The 22,746-nt window shown below is 67.2% G+C and carries 18 protein-coding genes; 11 read left to right on the plus strand and 7 right to left on the minus strand.

Annotation, left to right across the window (positions count from 1 at the left end; genetic code table 11):
* Positions 1-94 precede the first annotated feature (94 nt).
* From IPN03_23065 to IPN03_23085, 5 genes are all read right to left on the minus strand, one after another.
* Positions 95-358, minus strand: a complete 264-nt coding sequence (locus IPN03_23065; GenBank protein MBK9376516.1) for a hypothetical protein — start codon at positions 356-358, stop codon at positions 95-97.
* A 64-nt stretch (positions 359-422) separates the two neighbouring features.
* Positions 423-1,175, minus strand: coding sequence for a hypothetical protein (locus IPN03_23070; protein MBK9376517.1), 753 nt, complete (start codon positions 1,173-1,175; stop codon positions 423-425).
* A gap of 970 nt (positions 1,176-2,145) precedes the next feature.
* A complete protein-coding gene (ltrA, locus tag IPN03_23075) occupies positions 2,146-3,471 on the minus strand; it encodes a group II intron reverse transcriptase/maturase (protein ID MBK9376518.1) in 1,326 nt (441 codons plus the stop codon).
* Positions 3,472-4,296: 825 nt separating this feature from the next.
* Entirely contained in the window at positions 4,297-5,304 is a 1,008-nt protein-coding gene (locus IPN03_23080) for an IS3 family transposase (GenBank protein MBK9376519.1), read from the minus strand.
* On the minus strand, positions 5,304-5,624 hold the full coding sequence (locus IPN03_23085) for a transposase (GenBank protein MBK9376520.1): 321 nt from the start codon (positions 5,622-5,624) through the stop codon (positions 5,304-5,306). The genes IPN03_23080 and IPN03_23085 overlap by 1 nt, the downstream gene beginning before the upstream one ends.
* 1,188 nt (positions 5,625-6,812) lie before the next feature.
* On the opposite strand from IPN03_23085, the gene IPN03_23090 reads away from it, so the two are divergent.
* Together IPN03_23090 and IPN03_23095 are read left to right on the plus strand one after the other, a co-directional pair.
* Positions 6,813-7,289, plus strand: coding sequence for a hypothetical protein (locus IPN03_23090; GenBank protein ID MBK9376521.1), 477 nt, complete (start codon positions 6,813-6,815; stop codon positions 7,287-7,289).
* Between the two features lie 665 nt (positions 7,290-7,954).
* On the plus strand, positions 7,955-8,650 hold the full coding sequence (locus IPN03_23095) for a hypothetical protein (GenBank protein MBK9376522.1): 696 nt from the start codon (positions 7,955-7,957) through the stop codon (positions 8,648-8,650).
* 283 nt (positions 8,651-8,933) lie between these two features.
* Here the strand turns inward: IPN03_23095 and IPN03_23100 are convergent, their stop codons facing one another.
* Positions 8,934-9,419: a transposase gene (locus IPN03_23100; protein MBK9376523.1), complete on the minus strand. Its 486-nt coding sequence runs from the start codon at positions 9,417-9,419 to the stop codon at positions 8,934-8,936.
* A 206-nt stretch (positions 9,420-9,625) separates the two neighbouring features.
* On the opposite strand from IPN03_23100, the gene IPN03_23105 reads away from it, so the two are divergent.
* From IPN03_23105 to IPN03_23125, 5 genes are all read left to right on the plus strand, one after another.
* A complete protein-coding gene (locus tag IPN03_23105) occupies positions 9,626-9,778 on the plus strand; it encodes a hypothetical protein (protein ID MBK9376524.1) in 153 nt (50 codons plus the stop codon).
* 548 nt (positions 9,779-10,326) lie between these two features.
* Complete coding sequence (locus IPN03_23110) at positions 10,327-10,608, plus strand: hypothetical protein (protein MBK9376525.1); 282 nt, start codon at positions 10,327-10,329, stop codon at positions 10,606-10,608.
* A 1,131-nt stretch (positions 10,609-11,739) separates the two neighbouring features.
* The gene (locus tag IPN03_23115; GenBank protein MBK9376526.1) at positions 11,740-12,024 is read left to right on the plus strand and encodes a type II toxin-antitoxin system RelE/ParE family toxin; all 285 of its coding nucleotides are present in this window, start codon (positions 11,740-11,742) and stop codon (positions 12,022-12,024) included.
* A 9-nt stretch (positions 12,025-12,033) separates the two neighbouring features.
* The gene (locus IPN03_23120) at positions 12,034-12,333 is read left to right on the plus strand and encodes a HigA family addiction module antidote protein (GenBank protein ID MBK9376527.1); all 300 of its coding nucleotides are present in this window, start codon (positions 12,034-12,036) and stop codon (positions 12,331-12,333) included.
* Between the two features lie 108 nt (positions 12,334-12,441).
* Positions 12,442-12,828: a VOC family protein gene (locus IPN03_23125; protein MBK9376528.1), complete on the plus strand. Its 387-nt coding sequence runs from the start codon at positions 12,442-12,444 to the stop codon at positions 12,826-12,828.
* Positions 12,829-13,017: 189 nt separating this feature from the next.
* Here the strand turns inward: IPN03_23125 and IPN03_23130 are convergent, their stop codons facing one another.
* Positions 13,018-14,058, minus strand: coding sequence for a hypothetical protein (locus IPN03_23130; protein MBK9376529.1), 1,041 nt, complete (start codon positions 14,056-14,058; stop codon positions 13,018-13,020).
* A 31-nt stretch (positions 14,059-14,089) separates the two neighbouring features.
* Between IPN03_23130 and IPN03_23135 the strand changes: the two genes are divergently transcribed.
* The 4 genes from IPN03_23135 (at position 14,090) to IPN03_23150 (ending at position 22,743) form a co-directional block, all read left to right on the plus strand.
* Positions 14,090-16,285 carry an ATP-dependent RecD-like DNA helicase gene (locus IPN03_23135; GenBank protein MBK9376530.1) on the plus strand — a complete coding sequence of 732 codons (2,196 nt, stop codon included), beginning with the start codon at positions 14,090-14,092 and terminating at the stop codon, positions 16,283-16,285.
* A 75-nt stretch (positions 16,286-16,360) separates the two neighbouring features.
* Complete coding sequence (locus IPN03_23140) at positions 16,361-17,671, plus strand: 4Fe-4S binding protein (protein MBK9376531.1); 1,311 nt, start codon at positions 16,361-16,363, stop codon at positions 17,669-17,671.
* Between the two features lie 99 nt (positions 17,672-17,770).
* Complete coding sequence (locus IPN03_23145; protein ID MBK9376532.1) at positions 17,771-19,501, plus strand: thiamine pyrophosphate-binding protein; 1,731 nt, start codon at positions 17,771-17,773, stop codon at positions 19,499-19,501.
* Positions 19,498-22,743 carry a hypothetical protein gene (locus IPN03_23150; protein ID MBK9376533.1) on the plus strand — a complete coding sequence of 1,082 codons (3,246 nt, stop codon included), beginning with the start codon at positions 19,498-19,500 and terminating at the stop codon, positions 22,741-22,743. Before IPN03_23145 ends, IPN03_23150 begins: the two co-directional genes overlap by 4 nt.
* The last annotated feature ends 3 nt before the right edge of the window (positions 22,744-22,746 follow it).

A 22,746-nucleotide genomic window follows, 5' to 3' on the forward strand; every position in this document is an offset into this window, starting at 1 on the left:
AACCGGACTTGTGGATCTCACATCCGGCTCTTCGGGACACCGGGTCGGGGCTTCACGAGCCCTTATGCCGGTGCCGGGGCTTGCGCCCCCGCAGCTATCCCAGTTCCAGCTCCAGAGGGAGCTGTACCGGGGCGAGCTCTCGCGCCCACCTTTGACGGCGCCACGCTTCAAGCGAGAACAGCCCCCGTTTCTCGAAGTATTCGTTCCGGAGGCTTTTCTGCACCGCCGCAGTTCGGCTCAGGTCCCAGAGGCGTCGTCGCCCCTCGTAGACCGTGCGCCAGGCCTTCTTCAGTGGACACCCGAGCTTGATGAGTCGGCGCGCGATCGCGCGCTTGCTCCGCCAGTGCTTCAGCAGCACCGCGCGGAGTCGGCGCCTGATGTGGGCGTCCAGATTTCGTAGCGTTCGTTCCGCTGTCTCTCGGTCACGATCCAAAGAACCCGATCCAGCCTTTAGGTACACGTTCAGTTCCCGCAGCGTCGTCCACAGCGACTGCCCCGGTTCCGACGCGTCTTGCCGCGGATCTTCTCGTCCACGCGTTCTTTCGAACGCTTCGACAAGTCCACCTCCACGGTCCCGTCCTCAGGCTCGCGCCTGAGCCGGAACCCCAGGAAGTGCCGTTTCCCCTGATTTCGCCACGGCGCTCTTGGCCAGGTTCACCTTCAGCCGGAGCTTGCGCTCGATGGAAGTCCCTGACGTTGGCCATCACCCTTTCGCCTGCCCGTTGACTGCGAACATAGATGTTCTGGTCATCGGCATAGCGTACAAGCGGTGTCCTCGTCTCGAGCTCCCAGTCAGGCTCGTCGAGCACGATGTTCGACAGCAGCGGCGAAAGCGGCCCGCCCTGCGGCGTCCCCTCTTCCGTCGTCACCACCACTCCGTCCGGCATCACCACCCGCGCTTTCAGCATCCGTCCGATCAGCTCGATCAGCCGGTGATCCTTCACCAGCATTCCCAGCCGGGCCAACAATCGCTCCCAGTGAACCCGATCGAAGAACTTGTCCAGATCCAGGTCCACCACGATCTCGTAGCCCTCCTCCAGATGCCGCTTCGCTTCGGCGATCGCCGTGTGACAGCTCCTGCCCGGCCGGAAGCCATGGCTACTCGGGTGAAACGTCGGCTCGTAATACGGACTGAGCACCTGCGCCACGGCCTGCTGCACGATCCGATCGATCACGTTCGGGATGCCAAGGCCCCTTTCGCCGCCTTCCCGTCTTCGGGATCCATACCCTCCGGATGTCTCCCGGTCGGTATTCCCCGTCCTCAGTTCGCGGCTCCAGCACCGGCACGATGGCATCCAGGCGCTGCTGCACCTGCTCCACCGTCTGCCGGTCGGTCCCGGGCGCCGTCGTTCGACGCCACTCTCCGAAACGCTTCCATCAGGTTCTCTTCTCGCGCCACCTCCTCGATCGTCATCGCGGGCAGGGCTCTTCCTGTCGTGCTCCTCGACTTCGGCACCGCGCACGGTTGAGGCTGGGGTCGGCCCCGGTCCCTCCCGCCGTCGTCCCCTTTCGGGCTCTCGGCTGTCTCGAGGATCAGTTCAAGCTGCTCTGCCTCTTCTCTGGCCGTGGTCCCCTTCCCTCCCCGCGCGCTCTCCCGCGCGGTTGAGGCCGCCTTTCGACGGCTTTCCGGTACAACGAGACCATCCGACTCCTCTCGTCCCTTCGTCATCTCGTTCTTTCGTTCTCGATGGCTACCGCCCATCCGAATCGGATGCACGGAGGCCGAGAGGTCTCCCCGGGTAAGGGTCACGGAACTTCCCCCGGACCACCGTCGTCTCTACTCATTCCCGCCAACGGATATTGGGCGTCGCATGCTGATGGTCAGCTTACCCACGGGCCTTAAGCCTCACAGACGCTTCGCTCTACGCTCAGTGCCGGGTTCCACCTCAGGCTTCCATCGGACGCCTTCTCCTCTCGTTGAACGACGCCCCTGCCTCCTCGGTGCTGGGTTCCCTCCGTCAGGGCCCCAAGAGGACTTCCACCTCCTGTTCCGCGCCCATGCCGGGCGCACGTCGGGTAGCCAGGGGAGGTTGCCCTCCCCCAGCTCCCACGGAACCGGACTTGTGGATCTCACATCCGGCTCTTCGGGACACCGGGGTCGGGGCCGAAGCCCTTATGCCGGTGCCAGGGCTTGCGCCCCCGCAGCTATCCCAGTTCCAGCCCCAGATTGAGCTGTACCGGGGCGAGCTCTCGTGCCCACCTCTGTCCGTGCCATGCCGTCAGCGAGAACAGTCCCCGCTTTTCGAAGTATTCGTTTCGGAGACTCTTCTGCACCGCCGCAGTTCGGCTCAGGTCCCAGAGGCGTCGTCGCCCCTCGTAGACCGTTCGCCAGGCCTTCTTCGGTGGACACCCGAGCTTGATGAGTCGGCGCGCGATCGAGCGCTTGCTCCGCCAGTGCTTCAGCAGCACCGCACGGAGTCGGCGCCTGATGTGGGCATCCAGATTTCGTAGCGTTCGTTCCGCTGTCTCTCCGGTCACGATCCAGAAGAACCCGATCCAGCCTTTAAGGTACTCGTTCAGCTCCCGCAGCGTCGCCCACAGCGACTGCCCCCGGTTCCGTCGCGTCTTGTGGCGGATCTTCTCGTCCACGCGTTCCTTCGAACGCTTCGACAAGTCCACCTCCACGGCCCCGTCCTCAGGATCGCGCCTGAGCCGGAACCCTAGAAAGTGCCGCTCCTCTGGTTTCGCCACGGCGCTCTTGGCCAGGTTTACCTTCAGCCGAAGCTTGCGCTCGATGAAGTCCCTGACGTTGGCCATCACCCTTTCGCCTGCCCGCTGACTGCGAACATAGATGTTCTGGTCATCGGCATAGCGCACGAAGCGGTGTCCTCGTCTCGAAAGCTCCCAGTCGAGCTCGTCGAGCACGATGTTCGACAGCAGCGGCGAGAGCGGCCCGCCCTGTGGGGTCCCCTCTTCCGTCGTCACCACCACTCCGTCCGGCATCACCACTCGCGCTTTCAACATCCGTCGGATCAAGGCGATGAGCCGGTCATCTTTCACCAGCTTCCCCAGCCGGGCCAGCAACCGCTCCCAGTGAACCCGATCGAAGAACTTGTCCAGATCCAGGTCCACCACGATCCCGTAGCCCTCCTCCAGATGCCGCTTCGCTTCGGCGATCGCCGTGTGACAGCTCCTGCCCGGCCGGAAACCATGGCTACTCGGGTGAAACGTCGGCTCGTAATGCGGACTGAGCACCTGCGCCACAGCCTGCTGCACGATCCGATCGATCACGTTCGGGATGCCAAGGCCCCTTTCGCCGCCTCCCGTCTTCGGGATCCATACCCTCCGGATGTCTCCCGGTCGGTATTCCCCCGTCGTCAGTTCGCGGCTCAACACCGGCACGATGGCATCCAGGCGCTGCTGCACCTGCTCCACCGTCTGCCGGTCCGGTCCCGGGGCACCGTCGTTCGACGCCACTTTCCGAAACGCCTCCCTCAGGTTCTCTTCTCGCGCCACCTCCTCGATCGTCATCGCGGTCAGGGCTCTTCCTGTCGTGCTCCTCGACTTCGGCACCGCGCGCGGTTGAGGCTGGGGTCGGCCCCTGTCCCTTCCGCCGTCGTCCCCTTTCGGGCTCTCGGCTGTCTCGAGGATCAGTTCAAGCTGCTCTGCCACTTCTCTGGCCGTGGTCCCCTTCCCTCCCCGTCGGGTCGCCCCAACGGTTGAGGCCGCCTTTCGACGGCTTTGCGGTACAACGAGACCATCCGACTCCTCTCGTCCCTTCGTCATCTCGTCCTTTCGTCCTCGACAACTACCGCCCATCCGAATCGGATGCACGGAGGCCGAGAGGTCTCCCCGGGTAAGAACGCGGAACTTCCCCCGGATCACCGTCGTCTCTACTCGTTCCCGCCGACGGATACTGGGCCTGGCATGCTGATGGTCAGCTCACCCACGGGCCACAAGCCTCACAGACGCTTCGCTCTACGCTCGGTGCCGGGTTTCACCTCAGGCTTCCATCGGACGCCTTCTCCTCTCGTTGAACAACGCCCCTGCCTCGTCGGTGTTGGGTTCCCTCCGTCAGGGCCCCAAGAGGACTTCCACCTCCTGTTCCGCGCCCATGCCGGGCGCACCATGCAGCGGACTCGCTACGCTCGCCGCTGATGCCAGACGTTAGCGCCGCGCCCGGCACACCCACGAAATCAATCACCTACCGCGGTGGTTCCTCGTCACCGCTTCGCATCCCGCGGCACTGGGTCGAGGGGGTACGAGGAGGACGGAGGCGGCACCTTCTTTACGAGACCGTCCTGACTCCGGCACTCCGGGACGTGTCAACGACTTTGAGACAGCGACGGGTCGAATTTACTGAACAGCTGGTTCCTTCTCGATGGGCTCGTTCTTCGGGGGGTTGATCCAGGCGGCGGACGGCAGAGCGGGTGGTGTCGGCGGCTTGCTGACGAAGCGTTCCGGGTGGGCCGCGTAGGCGTCGGAGAGGACGGACTGGCGCTGGGCGAGCAGGTCGGCGGCGCGGCCGTAGTGGACGCTCTCCGGGGTGAGCAGCCCGATGCCGGAGTGGCGATGCTCAGCGTTGTACCAGGGGAAGAAGCTCCGGCAGAAGGAGCGGGCGTCCTGGATCGAGCCGAAGCGGCCGGGGAAGTCGGGACGGTACTTGAGAGTGCGGAAATGGCTCTCGGAGAAGGGATTGTCGTCGGAGACGTGAGGGCGACTATGTGTCTTTGTGACACCAAGATCCGAGAGGAGCAGTGCCACGGCCTTGGACTTCATCGAGGTGCCGCGATCGGCGTGGAGGGTGAGTTGGCCGGGCGGGATGCAGTGCTTGGCGCAGGTCTGGTCGATGAGCTGATTGGCGAGAGTGGCCGACTCGCCGTCGGCGACCATCCAGCCCACCACGTAGCGGCTGAAAATGTCGAGGATCACGTAGAGGTAGAAGTACGTCCATTTCGCCGGGCCGAGCAGCTTGGTGATGTCCCAGCTCCAGACCTCGTTGGGTGCCAGGGCGAGGAGCTCGGGCTTCTTGTAGGCGGGGTGGCGCAGCTGGTCGCGGCGTTCGCGAACTTCCAGGGCGTCGTCGAGGATGCGGTACATCGTGCGAGGCGAGCAGAGGTAGGTGCCCTGGTCCAGAAGCGTTGCCCAGACCTCTGCGGGCGCCTTGTCGACGAAGGCCTCGCAGTGGAGGGTGTCCAGGACGACCTGGCGCTCGGCGGCGCTGAGTGCGCGATCGGGAGTGGGGCGCTCCCTGGCCGGCGGCTGCGGTTGCAGGCCGCGGTAGTACGAGGCTCGGGCCAGGCCCAGCGCATCGCAGGCACGGGCCGTCCCGACGGCCAGGGAGAGATCGCTGACGGCGGGCATCAGTCGTTGCCTTCGGTCTTCGGGGCGCTCAGCGGCACGCCCAGGAGCAGCGAGACTTTTTTTTGGACGTCGATGATGATCTCGGCCGTGCGCAGGCGCTCCTCGAGCCGCCGTTTGTCGCGCTCGAGCTCTGCAACGCGTACGGCCATGGCGTCGACGACCTTCTGTTTTCGTCCGCGTTTCCTTGGGGTCAGCCCGGCGATCGTGGCCTGTTCGCGCTGCCGCCGCCATTCCGTCAGGTGGGAGGAGAACAGGCCCTCGCGCCGGAGCAAGACACCCACGGTGCCGGACGCCGAGCACGCGTCGGCCTCTTCGAGGATCCGCTTCTTGTACTCGGCGGTGAATGTCCGGCGCCTCGGGCGATCCGTCGGGACCTCGGGGTCGGGAGGCGGTGCGGCGGGACTCGCGGGCAGGGGGGGCGGCGCGGCCGTCGTGGGGGCCGAGCTACGCTCCGGCTCCCTCCGGTCGCCTACGCTCCGCTCGGCCCCCACGACGGGGTCGGGCACGGCCCTGGGGAGGTGTCTCTGTACCTTGCTCATTCATCATCTCTCCCCGCCCTCGTTCTACAGTAATTACCAGGGGGGTCGGTGTCTCACGCACGTTGGCACAGAGGGCCCGCGGGCACGGGAGGGCCAACGTTTCAAATGGGCGTCTCCGGTCCAGAGACGCTATACCTTGGCGGAAGTGTCGGGACTGTCAGTGCGCTGCGCCTAACCCAAGTGAATCTAAGCAATCCCGCCTATGTCGAGCGTTACTACTACGCCAGGCCTTGGGGAATGGTATTTTACGAGTTGGTCGACGACGGCGTCGTGACCTACTCTGAGACACTGAACACGCTCTGGCCTAATCAGCCGGTGCTTTTACTGCCATGCAACAAGCCCTAATAGGGGAACGCCTTCCTGCACCAATGGATGAGGACCTCCGAACCCACCCCAAAGGGACACCGTACGTGCGTGTCCTTTCGCTGAACTCCCTCTGAAGTGCGGCCGGGATAGAATCCGATAAAGGCACCATGCAACAACGCTTTCTCGCCGAAATCCGCACGCTCCATGCTTGGTTCAATCGGACGCGAAGAGGCTTAGGCGAGGGACTGGATGCCTGAAGGCCGGAGAGCGACGAATAGTGAGCCTTCGACCGCCGGTGCGGTAGGCAAACACTCTTCTGAACGCTTCCGGCGGTCACAATGGAAATGGTATGCGTGACTGTCGAAGCGCCGGAAGCCCCTTGGATCTTGACGGCAGATTCACGAATCGCTGGATGGCCGCCTTCCTCCTGGCAGCGTGCGCCTTTTGCGTTTCCACACTGACACTTTCGATGATCCGGGGACAGTCCTCCGCCCTGATCGTGGGCGACGGCGCACAGTACTATGCCTGGACACGGTCGACTATTCTCGACGGGGACGTGGACTTCCGCAATGACTACAGCTTGTTGTATCCACCGGATCCCCTTCCTCCCGAGGTTGACCAGCTAACCCCCGCCGGGCTGATCGTAAACAAGTACCCGTCGGGATGGCGCTCTTGGAAACGCCCGGCCTACTACTGGGCCACGGAATAGCTCTCGTCGTTGGCGCCTGGCCCACCAACGGCGCATCCGCACCGTACCAGCTATCAGTCACGCTATCGCTTGCCGTGTTCTACCTATACAGCATCTACCTTCTCTATCTTGCCGCCCGCCGCTTCGGCGCACCTGCCCCGGCGGCGGGTTTGTTCTGTTCGGCTATGCTTGTCGCTACGAACCTCTGGCACTATGTTGTCAAGGAACCGGCAATGGCACATGGGGCGGGACTGGCGCTCTGCTGTGTTGTGCTCTTCCTCCTGAGCGGGTGGCCGTCGCGCTGGGAGGAGATTGGAAGCGGGTCTCTCATTCTGGTCGGCGTTTCCGCTGGGATGCTGTTTCTCGTGCGCAACACGAACATGGTTCTTGCTCCGATACTCGCCACTCTAGTCTTTCGAGGACGTTCCGTCGCCCCCGTCCTGTGTTCCTAATGACCGCGTCCGCGCTCGTCGTGGCTAGCCTTCAACCACTGGCGCTGTACTCTCTCTGGGGGAACCACGGCTCCTACCGTATCCAGCAGAGTCTTTCGCAGGCGGGTGGAGCGGCGTTCTGGGAACCCCTCGTTCCCGACCGTCACGGGCTTTTCGTGTATCACCCGTGGTACGTAGTTCTTCTCGGCCTCTGCCTTGCAGCGCTCTTCGATAGCTCTCTCCGCGCCCTCGCAGCTGGGTCTGTCGCGTCCTTTGTTCTTCTTGTGTTAGTGAACGGCAGTTGGTGGTGCTGGTGGTTTGGAGATTCATTTGGAAACCGTGCGTTCATTGAATCGCTCCCGTGCCTTACCCTTATCAGCGCCCTTCGCTTTCCACGCTTGGCGCTGCGGCGCGCCTCCGTTCAAGCGCTCCGGGTTGTACTCGTGGGAACCATTCTCTTGAATGCGCTTCTATGGGTTGGTTACCTCTTCCGCCGATTTCCTCCAGAGGGTCTCCACACGAAGGCAGAGGCCTACTTCTGGCTTCTGCGTTCAAATGTATCGGACTAGACCGGACTAGACCGGGGAAAAGCACCAGGTAGCGTGGCATCCGTTGACACATAGCCTAACCCGGCGTCCAGCGGACTCGCTGCGCTCGCCGCTGACGCCCACGGTTAGGAGGCTTCCGTGACAGTCCCAATGTCCGAAGAGATCACTGTTCACGCCACCACAGGAACCGTGGAGGTCAAGGGCGCCGATTTCGACTCCCTGCTTCGAATCGGCAGCACGCTAGTGGCGTATCAGTGGCGGGACTTGGAGGGCAGCGTTGCGCAGTACCTCATCCAGCGCGCATCTGCAGAACCCCTGCTGGACGTTCTCGCCTTTCGGCACTCTGTCGAGACGTGGCCGACATCCGGGACGTCGTTGTCCGGTCATTTCTCGCAAGTAGTGTCTCTCCTGGCGCCTGGACGCTACCGATTGGCGGTGAGCGACGCATGGCAGGACGTCGAGTATGTCGCCCTTGATCCGACTGACTGTGGCGAACGGGCTTTCAAACACTTCTACGCAGGATGCGGCGCCCTAGTCGCCACGCAGTCGTCAACGACGATTCGCGCGAGCCTAGTCCGCGACTACGTGAACCAGATCGAGGCCGGCCATCGGCCCCTCGTGATCACGATCGCGGCGTTTGAGGGGTGGTCGGAGTTCATACTTGATGGCCACCACAAAGTCCTGGCGTACCTGCAACTGAGGCTTCCCATTCCGCGGCTCTCAATCGTTCGCCTGGGCGCCCCGGTCCTGAGAACGGAAGCCCTGTCGGCGGTGCCCCTGTTCCATCCACTGCGTTGTCACCTCGAAGAGAACAAGGACGTCCCCGAATCGTGAAGCCCTATCCCGCTGGCAGCGCGCCTCCTAAGAGCCCGTGGCATAAGCCCGTTTTCGAATCCACAGGCCTGAGCTGGCTTGGTTGAACTCGACGGGTCGCTCCTGGGCGCTGCAGAAGCGGCGGCCGGCCAGCGGGCGCGAGTAGGACGCGAGTCGCGCGTGGAGGAGACGACAGATGAAAAGAATGGCCGCCAGAGCTTCCCGAAGACGGCTCTGCAGGCCTCGCGGCGTTCCCATTCCGAGCAGCGCCCGCAGGATGACGCTCAGATTCGCCGCCGCGACGTTACGACTGGACCTTCTTCGTGACCTCTCGTCTCCCTCGCACGAAGACCCGTGCAAGCCCACCCGTCCGTTTCAGATGGGCGAATCCTCGCTCCGGGAACTCCGCTCGCAGTTTCTGGAGCTGCCTGCCTCGACGGCTGCGGGACCGTCGGCGATTGCCGTAGAGAGCGCGCTTCCGACGAGTAACGCATTCTTCTCCGTCTCGACGCCTCTGCTTCGTCCAGTTTCTCCGCCCCCTCTTCGGCTCGGCGACGTAACCCCGGAAGCCCTTCTCATCGAGGGTCTCCAGGACAGCGTCGGCGTGATACCCGCGATCGAGGACGACCTCGCGGATCCCTCCCTCGACTCCCGCGTTCATGACCGTCTCGTCCGCGGAACGCAGCGTCTTTCCGACCGTCGCAGGGTCTCCCTGATCGGCCAGGTGGACTTCGGCCGCCACCGTGATGCGGCTCTGGATATCCATCGCGTCCTCGACCTTGTAGGCCATGCGGGTCCGACCGTCCTTCATCCGCGCGATGCGCGTGAGTGTCGGTCTTGCTCTTCCAGTCCTTGTTCGAAACCTTCTTCCCGCGCCGCTTCCGGTCGATCCGCTGGAGATCCTGCGGTGTGGGGTTCTCGATCCCCTCGGCCTTCGCCAGCTTCTTCAGGTAGTCCTGGTACGTCGCTCCATCGGCCTTTCGCACGATCGACTTCATGGCCGCGTTCGCTTCCATCGTCGTCGAGTCGATCGCGATCCGTCGCCCCTTCAGGATCTTCTCTTCACGGGCCACCCCGACCACCCACTCGAACACCTCCCGGTGCAGCTTCTCCGGGAGGTTTCGCCTCCACCGCGACAGCGTCGAGTGATCCGGCGTCTCCTGCGTCAGTTCGTACCCCAGGAACTCTCTCAGCGACATGGAGTCGGCGCACCGCCAGGCGATCCCGCGCTCGGAAGAAAGCCCTTCGAAGTAGCCCACCATCGACATCCGGAAATAGACCCCGGGCGCGACCGAAGGACGCCCCATGCCGTTGGAGAAGATCCCGCTCTTCTCGACCAGCCCCTCCACGAACCCGTCGAAGCCATGACGCCGAAACAGCTGATTCAGGGCCCTGTAGAACACGTGGCCTTCGCTCCGCGCTATGTCGGAAACCGCCACCCACAGCGTGTCCTGTCGCTCCCGCTCCTTCCGTCCCATCGCCATCGACCGTCACCCCGCGTCAGCTTGTCGCCGTGCCGAAATCGAAGCACGGGACGTGCCGCCAGAGCGCTGACTTTTGCCACGGGCTGCTAACCCAGCATGCAGCGGACTCGCTATGCTCGCCGCTGATGCCACGGTTAGGCAGCACCGATCCATACGATTACCCATGGCCAGTCCGTCGCTTACGAGTCAGGCCAGCGACACGAGATCGAACTCGTGCTCACCGCGCTTAGCGACGCGGGTATTCCCGCAACCGACGTCTACTACTCCGACACCGGCGAAGCGCCAACGCCCGGCCAGACATCGTTCACGCTCTGGCTCGTCCTCGTGCCCACCGAAGTCCTTTCCGCAGCTCGTTCCGTCATCGCACCCCTGCCCGGTGTCCCGCACTGCGCCGGTTGCTCCCGTTGCGCCGGCTTCCGTCCGGTCGCCCTCATCGTCCTCGCACTCGTCGCGGCTTTCCTGCTTCTCCTGGTCTCATTTCTTGCGCGCGCCTAGCATCCCCTTCGCACATTCCTCACTCCTGAATCGCCAGTCGGCTGCCGTTCGATCCGCCACCGCCGCGTGCCCCGAACCTGAAGGCCGTCATCTCTCCGGCATTTGTCAGTCGCGCCAGCCCCCGTCAACACTGGGTGCAGCCCTAACCCGGCGTGCAGTGGACTCGCACAGCTTCGCTGTGCTCGCCACCGACGCCCACGGTTAGACACCATCATCAAACACATGAAAGTCGCGCTCCTTCTTCTCGCCAACGGCCGTCCTCGGTCGCTCCGCCGCCGCATGCGCAACAATCGCCTTACCGCCGGCGCGCGTGCCCGACGACACCGTGGCATTCGAGGGTCGTCGTCGGCTATTCAGAGTCTGCCGGTCCCATTCTCGGGGCGGCGCAAGTACCCGGTTTGGCGGTGCGCGTCGTAACACCCGTGCTCGCATCCCGCGCAAGCTCCTCTGTCGAGGTGTATCTCTTCGGCAGCGCTCCCGACTGCAGCCCGTCGGCACGGCGCCTCGCCGATCTCCGGGACCAGTATCCCGTTGGAATTGCGGTAACAGTCATCGGTCGATCATCAGACTCTCGCGCTCCGAGCGCTCGGCCTTCCGTCGTCGTCTCCATGGCCGACGAATGGGGTCACGTCGCGGCTGTGCCGGCGGCTCCTCCCCGCACCGTGGACGGCGCTCTCGACTTCAGCGCCTTCGCACAGCAGCACGAGGAGCAACCGTCGCAGGGCTTCTCGTTGCCCCTCGCCTGGCGTAACGCTCACAGAGGCTGGTACGAGGACTTCGAGTACCTTCGTTGCCTTGTTCTGCTCCGCGGCTGCATGACGATTCAAGCAGGTAGCTCTGCTCGAGAACCTCAAGTCGTATTCACGCCTCGGCCATCTAACCTCCGACTGGACGAGAGAGACATACCGACACGTGGTCGCGAGCGCCCGTCTACCTCGCCCCCTCGTGAAGCGTCTCCTGACCTCTCCAGACCGGCCATAGGTCCGCCATGCCTGCCATCTCGGCAGTGGTGTCTAACCCGGCATGCAGCGGACTTCGCTTCGCTCGCCGCTGATGCCACGGTTAGGCCACGGTGGGCAGGTCTCCGGCATATTCGACTCGTAGTAACGGCGTCCGTTACTATTCCGGCGCGTGATCCGCACCTTCCGCGACCCCGACACGGAAGCGCTCTTTCAACGTCGCCGCCCGCGTCGTCTGCCCGCCAGCCTTCAACGCGTCGCGCTTCGGAAACTCGTCATCCTCGATGCGGCCGACTCCCTCGCCGACCTGCGCGTTCCGCCCGGCAATCGGCTCGAGCCTCTCAGGGGCGATCGTGCTGGCCAGCACAGCATCCGCATCAACGATCAGTGGCGCATCTGCTTCGTCTGGTGCGCCACCGATGCCTTCGACGTCGAGATCGTCGACTACCACTCGTAGGTGACCGCCGTGGCAAAGCTCGCACCCATTCATCCTGGCGAAGTCCTCCTGGCCGAGTTCCTCGAGCCTCACGGTCTCAGCCAGTACCGCCTGGCCAAGGACATTCGTGTTCCCGCTCGGCGTGTCAACGAGATCGTCCTCGGTAAGCGCGGCATCACCGCTGACACGGCTCTTCGGCTCTCGCGGTACTTCGGCACCTCCGAGCGCTTCTGGCTCAACCTCCAGGTTCGATTCGAACTCGAGACCGAGCGCGACCGCACCGGGGCACGCATCGCTCATGAGGTTCCGGTCCTGTCGAAGGCCAGTTGAGCCGTGCCCTAACCCGGCTTGCAGCGGACTTCGCTTTGCTCGCCGCTGAGGCCCCGGTTAGGCCTCGGCACGCTACGATCTGGCGTCTTCACCACTGAGGAGGCTCACATGCGAAGAGTCACTGGCATCGGGGGCATCTTCTTCAAGGCCCAGGATCCCGGGGCCCTGCGCACCTGGTACAAGGAACACCTCGGGGTCGACGTTCAAGCATGGGGCGGCGCAGTATTTCCGTGGACCGACGCCGATGGCAACCCCGTACCGGGCACCACGGCCTGGAACATTACAGGCTCCAGTAGCGACGACTTTGCCCCAAGCACGTCACCGTTCATGGTCAACTATCGCGTCACTGACCTCCATGGCCTCCTTGCCGCCCTCCGCGCCGAAGGCTGCAACGTTCTCGACAAGGTCGACGAATCGGAGTTCGGTCGCTTTGGCTGGGTCCTCGATCCCGAAGGCAACAAGATCGAACTCTGGGAACCACCGGCGGGCCAATAGGCCGGCACGCCGAAGGTCATCGCCGCCCGAGGCCTGACCCCGGCATGCAGCGGGCTTCGCTCGCGATACGGCCTCGGCCGTCGTGGCGAACGGGGACAGGATCGAGCTCCCCGCGTTCGTCCGGACGTCCGTCGACCCGATCTTCGAGCCCCTCGGCCGACTTCGTTCGCGGATCTCCGACTCAGGGCGCTAGGGATCGTCGTAAAACGTCCGGGCGAGCACCCTTCCCTTCTTCGTCCGCAGGGTGAGCTCGATGGCGTGGCGGCCCGGAGGACGTTCGGGACGGGCGAAGAGGACGACGTACCGCCCCTCGATGGCGCGGAAAGCGAGATCGAGGGCCTGGGCCGAGAAGACGTGGGTCTTCGCGTAGGTGCCGCCGGTCAGGTCGGCGAGCTGCATGAGCGTCCCTTCCAGGGTGTGCCAGTCGGCGTCGGAGACGTCGAGGGTGAAGACGTTGACGCGCGCCTGCTGGAGGGCGTTGACGGCGAGGGCGTGCCACCTCCACTCCGTCGGCTGCCGGTTCACGTGGAGCCCCCAGCCGAGGAAAAACATCACCTTGCCGCCGGGGATCTTCTGCAGCGCCTGGGCCAGAACGAACAGTCCCTTCTCGACGGTGGCCGACTTGCGCGCGGCATTCACGTCGAAGTGGGCGGCGAGTGAGGGAAACGGGTTCGGGGGAGGCGGCTCGGGAGCGCCGCCGATCTTGAGGGTGTCGAAGAGCGCACGGTGAATGGCCGCCCGGTTGTCCGTGAAGTCGAGGCGAAGCTTGAGGTGGGAGTCGTACGAGACGACGGCCACACGATCCGTCGGGAGCAGGCGGTCGAGGAAGGCGACCATCTCGTTCGCCATCCGCATGAGCCCCTTCGTCCGGTAGCGGCCGAAGTCGGCCTGAAAGAAGAGGACGATGAGCCGCCCCTCGGGAAACTCCGGCGTCCCCGGCTCCCCGACGGCGTCCGGCGCCCTCGGCGGCAGCTCGGAACGGGCCGCCGGGATGAACTCGACGTCTTCGACCGGCACCTCCTCACCACCGACGAGAAGGAGGAAATCGGCAGGTGTCAGGTCGAGGAGGGCGCCCCCCCGCGGACCCAGGACGTAGGCGTCGACGAGGACCTTCTCGACGGCAGCCTTCGCCGATATGCCTCCCTTCCGCGACGGCTCCTGCGGGCCGGCGAGAACCGCGAGATGGCTCCCGAACCAGAGCAGGAGCCCGGCGAGAATGGCGCGTCTCACGGCGTCCATTCTGCGGCTACGATGCCTCCGCATGAAGCCCGAACGGGAGGCACCGGAACGCGAGCTCCTCGCCGGCCAGGTGGAGCGGGTGACGTTCCACTCGGAGGAGTCGGGCTTTGCCGTCCTCCGGGTGAGGGTGCGCGGCAAGCACGACGCGGTGACGGTCGTCGGGCACGCGGCCGCGATCTCGCCCGGAGAAGAGCTGCGCGCCTCGGGGACCTGGACCAACGACCCGAAGCACGGCCCGCAGTTCAAGGCGGAGACGGTGACGACCGTGACGCCGACCTCGCCCGAGGGGATCGAGCGCTTCCTCGCCTCCGGCCTCGTAAAAGGAGTCGGGCCGCATTTCGCGCGGCGGCTCGTGGAGGCGTTCGGTACGGCTGTCTTCGAGGTGATCGAGGCGGAGCCGTCCCGACTACGCGAGGTGCCGGGCGTGGGCCCGCTCCGGGCGGAGCGGATCGTCGCGAGCTGGGCGGAGCAGAAGGGGGTGAGGGAGATCATGGTCTTCCTCCACTCCCACGGGGTCGGCACGTCGCGCGCGGTCCGGATCTACCGGACCTACGGCGCCGACGCCATCTCGGTCGTCTCGAAGGATCCCTACCGCCTCGCCCGCGACGTCCGTGGCATCGGCTTCGTGACGGCGGACGCACTGGCCCGGCGGCTCGGCATCCCGGAGGACGCGATGATCCGCGTCCGGGCCGGCGTCTCGCACGTCCTCGCCGAGGCGCTCGACGAGGGGCACTGCGGCCTCCCGCGCGGGACTCTCGTCCCGCGGTCGGCCGAACTGCTGGAGCGGCCCGAGGAGCAGGTCGCCGAGGCCCTCGAGCTGGAGCTCGCCGAACGCCACGTCGTCGCCGACGATGCCGGCGGAAAGCCCTGTGTCTTTCTCCCGTCGCTTCACGCCGCCGAGCGGGTCATCGCCGAGAGAATCGCCGCGCTCGCGGCGGGCACTCCGCCGTGGCGCCACTCGGATCCCACCACGGCGATCCCGTGGGTCGAGGCGCGGGCAGGAATCACCCTCTCGCCGAGCCAGCGCGAGGCGGTGGCCGCTTTCCTGAAGTCCAAGGTCCTCGTTCTCACCGGCGGGCCGGGCGTCGGGAAGACGACGCTCGTCGATGCCCTCCTCCGGATCGTCTTCGCCGAGTCGCTCCGCATCGCTCTCGCCGCCCCGACCGGGCGCGCGGCCCGGCGCCTCTCGGAGAGCACGCGGATGGAGGCGAAGACCATCCACCGCCTCCTCGAGGTCGACCCGTCCACAGGGCGCTTCCGGCGTGGGCGCGACAACCCTCTCGAGGCCGACCTCGTCGTCGTGGACGAGGTGTCGATGATCGACGTCCTCCTCGCCCGCTCGCTGCTGGAGGCGATGCCGCCGGGCGCCGCGCTCCTCCTCGTGGGCGACGCGGACCAGCTGCCGAGCGTCGGCCCGGGTCAGGTCCTGCGCGATCTCCTCGAGTCGGGTGCCGTCCCGGCGGTGCGCCTGACCGAGATCTTCCGGCAGGCGGCCGAGAGCCGGATCGTCGTCGGGGCGCACCGGATTCGCGACGGGCACCTCCCCGACCTGACGAACCCGCCCGGCACCGACCTCTTCTTCTTCGACGCGATGGATCCGGAAGACGCCGCACGGCGCGTCGTCGAGGTCGTCTCCGAGAGGATCCCGCGCCGGTTCGGGCTCGACCCGACGCGCGACGTGCAGGTCCTCGTCCCGGTCCACCGTGGCCCGCTCGGCGCGCGCGCGCTGAACGAGGCGCTCGGAAAGGCGCTGAACCCGGGCGGGACGCCCCGCGTGTCGCGTTTCGGCCAGGAGCTGGCTCCAGGGGACCGCGTGATGCAGGTCGAGAACGACTACGACAAGGAGGTCACCAACGGCGACCTCGGCGTCGTGACGGCGGTGGACCTCGACGAGGGAGAGCTCCGCGTCTCTTTCGACGGGCGCGAAGTGACGTACGGCTTCGACGAGCTCGACGTCCTCCAGCTCGCGTGGGCGACCACGATCCACAAGTCGCAGGGGTCGGAGTACCCGGCGGTCGTCATCCCGCTCGGCATGACCCACTACGCGATGCTGGAGCGAAACCTCCTCTACACCGCGGTGACGCGCGGCAGGAAGCTCGTCGTCCTCGTCGGCGACCGGCGGGCCGTGGCGATCGCGGCGAAGAGGTCGTCGGCAGGACAGCGGGTGACCCGCCTCGAGGGCCTCCTGCGCTCTGCCAGCGCCATGGCTGCGCGGTAAACTGGAGCGGAACGAGGCCCGAGAAGGCCCGCCGTCCGGGCCCCGGCGTCCGGGGCGCGCAAGGGAGAGGCGATCATGGGCCACCACCTCGTCAATTCCGACCGCCGCTACGACAGGCTCCAGGAGCGGCTCGACCGGAACGTCACCGGGGCACCCGACTCCCCCGCATTCCGCCGTGCGCTCGAGATCCTCTTCAGCCCCGAGGACGCCGACCTCGCCGCACAGGTGCCGACGAAGCCGATCCGGGTCGACCGCCTCGCCGCCCGGCTCGGCCTCGACACGGCCCGCCTCGACGAGCGCCTCGCCGACATGGCCCGGCGCGGCCTCGTCTTCGACCTGACGAAGAACGGCACGCGGTACGTTTCGCTCGCTCCCGTCGTCATCGGCTTCTTCGAGCTGACGTTCATGCGGGCGGGCGACGACCTGCCCCGCGCCGAGCTGGCGCGCCTCTTCGAGGAGTACTTCTTCGAGGGAGACGCCGCCTTCGCGAAGGCCGTCTTCGGCGGCGACACGCAGATCGGACGCTCGCTCGTCCGGGAGACGGCCCTCCCGGAGGACGCGACGGAGGTCCTCGACCACGAGCGGGCGACGCGGATCGTCGAGACGGCCCGCAGCGCGGCCGTCTCTCTCTGCGCCTGCCGCCACCACTCCGAGCACCTCGGGACGGCCTGCGACGCCCCCCGGCGCGTCTGCCTCTCGTTCGGGCCCGGTGCCGACGCCCTCGTGAGGACCGGCCACGCCGAGCGGGTCGACCGCGCCGAGGCGCTCCGGATCCTCCGCGAAGCGCAGGCGGCGGGCCTGGCGCAGACCGGCGACAACGTGAAGCGCGAGGTGGGCTACATCTGCAACTGCTGCGGCTGCTGCTGCGGAATGATGCGCGCCTTCAAGACCCACGGGATGACGAAGGCGATCGTCAGCTCGAGCTTCCTGATGGAGGTCGACCGCGAGAAGTGCGGGGGCTGCGGGAAGTGCGAGAAGGCATGCCCCGTCGACGCGATCGGCCTCGTGGAGGTCGACGAGAGCGGCCGGCGGCGCCGCAAGGCCGTCGTCGACCCGGCGCTCTGCCTCGGCTGCGGCGTCTGCCACTCGGCGTGCCGGCTCGGGTCCATCTCGATGCGGCCGCGCGAGAAGAAGGTCTTCACCCCGGAGGACACGTTCGAGCGCTACGTCGCGATGGCGATCGAGCGCGGCAAGCTCGCCGACCTCCTCCTCGAGGACGTCGAGAGCCTTCCGATGCAGGCGATCGGGCGGGTCGTCAAGCTCCTCGAGTCCGCGCCGCCGGTCAAGGCGGCTCTCGCCATCGCGCCGCTCCGCTCGGCGTTCCTCTCGGCCGCGCTCCCCCTCGCCCGGCTTGCGACGGGGGGCGGGGGCGGCGCTCTCGGCTGAGCAGCGCCGAAGGAAGACGCATGCGGCAACCGCTGCTAATCTCCTCACGGGAGTTCAGATGATGCGGTCCGCCGGAGTTCCTCCCCACGGGGAGTGTCTGTGACGTCCGGGGGCGAACTCGTCGCCCAGGTCCTCGTCCGGCAGGGCGTGAGGTTCCTGTTCACGCTCTGCGGAGGCCACATCTCGCCGATCCTGGCCGCGGCGAAGGCGCGCGGCGTCCGCGTCGTCGACACGCGGCACGAGGCGACCGCCGTTTTTGCGGCCGATGCCGTCGCCCGGCTCACGGGTGTGCCGGGCGTGGCGGCCGTGACGGCCGGCCCGGGCGTGACGAACGCGGTCACCGCGCTCCAGAACGCCCGACTCGCACAGTCGCCCCTCGTCCTTCTCGGCGGGGCGACGGCCACCGTCCTCAGGGGGCGCGGCGCGCTCCAGGACATCGACCAGCTCGGCTTCATCCGGCCCATCGTCAAGTGGGCGACGGCGGTAACGAAGGTTCGGGACCTCGTCCCGGCGCTCGAACGCGCTTTTTCGGTCTGTCGCGAAGGGGTCCCGGGTCCGGTCTTCGTCGAGTGCCCGGTGGATCTCCTCTACGACGAGGCGCTCGTCCGCAGCTGGTACGGCGGGAAGTCCGGCGAGCCGAAGGGGCTCGTCGAGACGGCGACGAAGTGGTACCTCGGCCGCCACCTCGACGCGATCTTCGCAGGGGCGGCCGACGCGGCCCCGGTTGATTCCGAGGCGCCGGCCCCTCCGGCGCCCGAGGCCGGAAGCGTCGGGACCGCGGCGCTCCTCCTGGCGCGCAGCGAGCGCCCCGTGCTCGTCCTCGGGAGCGGCGCGATGATGTCGCCCGCCGACGCGGCGAGCCTCGCGCGGGCGGTCGACACGCTGAGACTCCCGGTCTTCCTCTCGGGAACGGCCCGAGGGCTTCTCGGGCCGGCCTCGACCCTGCAGGTCCGCCACCGGCGGAAAGAGGCGCTGCGCGAGGCCGACCTCGTCCTCCTCGCGGGCGTGCCCTGCGACTTCCGCCTCGACTACGGGAGGCAGATCGGCCGCTCGACCACGCTCGTCTCCGTGAACCGCGATCGGGGCGCCCTGACGCTGAACAGGCGCCCCACGCTGGGCGTTCACGGCGACCCGGCGCTCTTTGTCCGCTCGCTCGCCGCGGATGTCCCTGCTGGCTTCCCCCGCGCCACCTGGCTCGGCCGGCTCGGCGGGCGCGACGCGACACGCAACGCCGAGATCGCTGCTTCGCCCGAGGGAGAGAAGGGATCGCTCGACCCGGTCACGCTCTGCCGGCAGATCGAGGAGGTCCTCCCGCCCAGGAGCGTCGTCGTCGCCGACGGCGGGGACTTCGTCGCCACGGCGTCGTACGTCCTCCGGCCGCGCGGACCACTCTCGTGGCTGGACCCCGGAGCCTTCGGAACGCTCGGTGTCGGCGCGGGATTCGCGCTCGGAGCAGCGCTCTGCCGACCGGACGAGGACGTCCTCCTTCTCTGGGGCGACGGCTCGGCCGGCTACGGCCTGGTGGAGGTCGACACGTTCGTGAGACACGGCCTCGGCGTCGTGGCCGTCATCGGGAACGATGCCGGCTGGACGCAGATTGCGCGCGAGCAGGTAGAGGTGCTGAAGGACGACGTCGGCACGGTCCTGCGCGCGACCGACTACCACGAGGCCGCCCGCGGCCTCGGCGGCGAGGGGCTCCTCCTCGACGACCCGGCCAAAGCTCCTGCCGTGCTCGCCGAGGCGTTCCGTCGCGCCCGGACGGGCCGCCCCGTCGTGGTGAATGCGCTTCTCGGAAAGACGTCGTTTCGAAAGGGGTCCATCTCCCTTTGAGACGACTCTTCCTCGCGCTCCTCCTGGGTACCGGCGTGGCGGGAGCCGCGGATCGGGACGACCCGGCGGCCCTCGCGCGACCCTCGTTCCGGGTCTTCACCGACCGGGAGGGCCTTCCCCAGAATACCGGCCAGGCCCTCGCGCTCGACACCCGCGGTTACGTCTGGGTCGGCACCCAGGACGGGCTGGGAGTGTGGAACGGCCGGGTCTTCCGGGGAGTCCGGCTTCCCCGGGAAGTGAAGTCCCAATCGGTGCGGACGCTCCTCGCCGCATCCGACGGAAGCCTCTGGATCGGGACGGAGGGAAGCGGACTCCTGCACTACCGGGACGGCGAGTTCGACACGAGCGTCCCGCCGCTGCCCGGCCCGGCCGACGTCGTCTGGTCTCTGGCGGAGACGCGCGGGGCAAACGGGGAGAGCTCGATCTGGGCCGGCACCGCAGGTTGGGGTCTCTACAGGCTGCGCGCCGGATCCTGGATGCGGTGGGAGACGAAGGACGGACTCCCTGCCAACGCCGTCCAGGCGCTCGCTCCGGCCCGGTCGGCCGGGGACCCCGAGGCCCTCTGGGTCGGGACGACGGCGGGCCTGGTCCTTCTCGAGGGAGGAAAGGTCACTGCCGTTCCGCCCCCTCCCGAAGACCCGCGCCCGGCCGTCAAGGCGCTCCTCGAGACACCGGCCCGCAATGGCGGCACCCGGCTCTTCGTCGGCACCCGAAGAGGTCTCTACGTCCTCTCCACGAGCGGCTGGACGACGCCGGAGACCGACCGGCGCCTCCCGCGCTCCACCGTGAACGCCCTGCTCGAGGCCTCCGGCCCCGACGGCGCCCATCTCTGGGTCGCCACGCTCGGGGGCGGGATTCACCTCATCGGCCCGACGGATGTCGTCTCGTACGGAACGGCCGCCGGCCTTCCGACCAACGGAGCGCTCGCGCTCCTGCGCGGCGGCGGCGCCGGGGACACGATCTGGGTCGGCACGGAAGGAGGCGGCGTGGTCCGCCTCCGCCTGGGGGCGTTCCGCACCCTCGACAAGCTCGCGGGCCTGCCGAACAACACCGTCTACGCCATCCGCGAGACGCACGAGCCGAACGACCGGCACGCATTCTGGATCGCCACCGACGCCGGCCTCGCCCGTTTCGCCGACGGCCGGTTCACCGTGCTGGACCGCGCCTCAGGCCTTCCGGACGCGTCCGTGAACGCCCTCGCACCCGTCCCACGGGCATCGGGAGACGCCCTCTGGATCGGAACCGAAGGGGGGCTCGCCCGTCTCGCCGACAGGCGACTCAGGAGCTGGACGACCGCGGACGGGCTGCCGAGCAACAGGATCTGGGCGCTCCTGCCCTCGGGCGACGACCTCTGGGTCGGGACTCACGGCGGCCTCGCGCGCCTCGGGGCCGGGCGTTTCGAGACATGGACCATGGCGAACGGCCTTCCGACCAATCCCGTGACGTCGCTGGCCGAGACCTTCGACGCGGACGGACAGAAGGTCCTCTGGATGGGAACTTTCGGGGGAGGGCTCGCGTGGCTCGAGGACGGAGAGATCCGCTTCCTCGACAGTCGCGGCGGCTTCCCCGACGACGTCGTCGTCTCCCTGCATCTCCAGAAACGCCCGGCCGGCGGCGCCTGGATCTGGGCGGCGACGCGGGGCGGCGCGGTCCGTATCGATCCCACCTCCCGCCCCCCGCGCTTCGTGCTCCTGTCCGACACGACCGTCCCCGCCCTCCCGGGGCGTTCCGTGAACCAGATCGAAAGTGACGGTCGCGGACGCGTCTACGTGCTGACGAACCGGGGCGTCGCACGCCTCACCCCTCGCACTCCCGGCGACGCGGATCCGGCGGCGTACGACGTCTCGACCTACGACGTCGACGACGGCCTCCCGGGAAACGAGTGCTTCGCCGCGCACCTCGACCGTCTGGGCCGCCTCTGGGCCGGCACGGTCGGGGGGCTCGCCGTTCTCGACGTCTCCCGCGAGGAGGCGGACACCACCCCGAAGCCCCTGATCCTGGAAGCCGCGCGCGTCGGCGGGCGCTCCCGCGCCCTCGGAAAAGGAGAGCGGCTCCGCCACGACGAGAACCACGTCGTGATGGAGTTCGCGCTCCTTTCCGACTACCGGGAATCGGGAACGCGCTACAGGACACGGCTCGAGGGGCTCGACGAAACGGAGTCCGACTGGCTTCCCGACTGGAAGAAGGAATACGCGTCGTTGCCGCCGGGGGACTACGTCTTCCACGTGAGCGGACGGGATGGCTCGGGCAACGTCTCCGGGCCCGTTTCCTTCCCGTTCTCCATCTCGACCGCGCCGTGGCGGGCGCCGTGGGCCTGGGCTCTCTACGGGCTGGCCGCCGCGCTGCTCGTCGGGGCGACCGTCCAGTGGAGGTTGCGGCAGCTGCGCGCGAGGGCTTCGACGCTCGAGCAAAGGGTGGTGGAGCGGACCGCCGAGCTGCAGGAGGCCGTCGAGCGTCTCTCGGATTCGGAGGAGCGCGCGCGCCAGGCGAGCATCGCCAAGAGCACGTTCCTCGCGAACGTCAGTCACGAGCTCCGGACGCCGCTGAACGCGATCATCGGTTACAGCGAGATCCTCGAGGAGGAGGTCCACCTCGCGCGACGGCCCGAGCTGACGGGAGACATCCGCAAGGTGCGCGCCGCCGGGCGCCACCTGCTTCAGCTCATCGACACGATCCTCGACCTCTCGAAGGTCGAGGCCGGGAAGATGGAGATCGAGCTGGAGACGTTCCCGGTCCTCGACCTCTGCGCCGAGGTCGAGGCGCTCGTGAAGCCCCTCGCCCTCAAGAACCGCAACCACCTCATGTTCCGCGGCGCCGAGGCCGCCGGCGCCCTGACCAGCGACCGGACGAAGGTGCGCCAGGCGCTCGTGAACGTCGCCGGGAACGCCTGCAAGTTCACCGAGAACGGAAATGTCACGATCTCGATCGTCCGGGAGAACCGGGCCGGACGGGCCGAGGCGGTCTTCGTCGTCGAGGACGACGGCCCCGGCATCCCCGCCGATCAGCTCGAGAGGCTCTTCCAGCCTTTCACCCAGGCCGACTCCTCCACCTCGCGCCGATTCGGCGGAACCGGCCTCGGCCTCGCACTGACCCGGCGGCTCGTCTCCCTCCTGGGCGGGGAGATCTCCGTGAGGAGCACCCCGGGACTCGGGAGCGCGTTCACGATTCGCATCCCCGACGGCTCCGCCCCCCCCCGCTCGGGCGCGTTCGACGTGCCGCCCGGCCCGCCTCCCCGGACCTGACGC

It is taken from the genome of Holophagales bacterium (genome assembly GCA_016719485.1).
Taxonomy (GTDB): domain Bacteria; phylum Acidobacteriota; class Thermoanaerobaculia; order UBA5066; family UBA5066; genus UBA5066.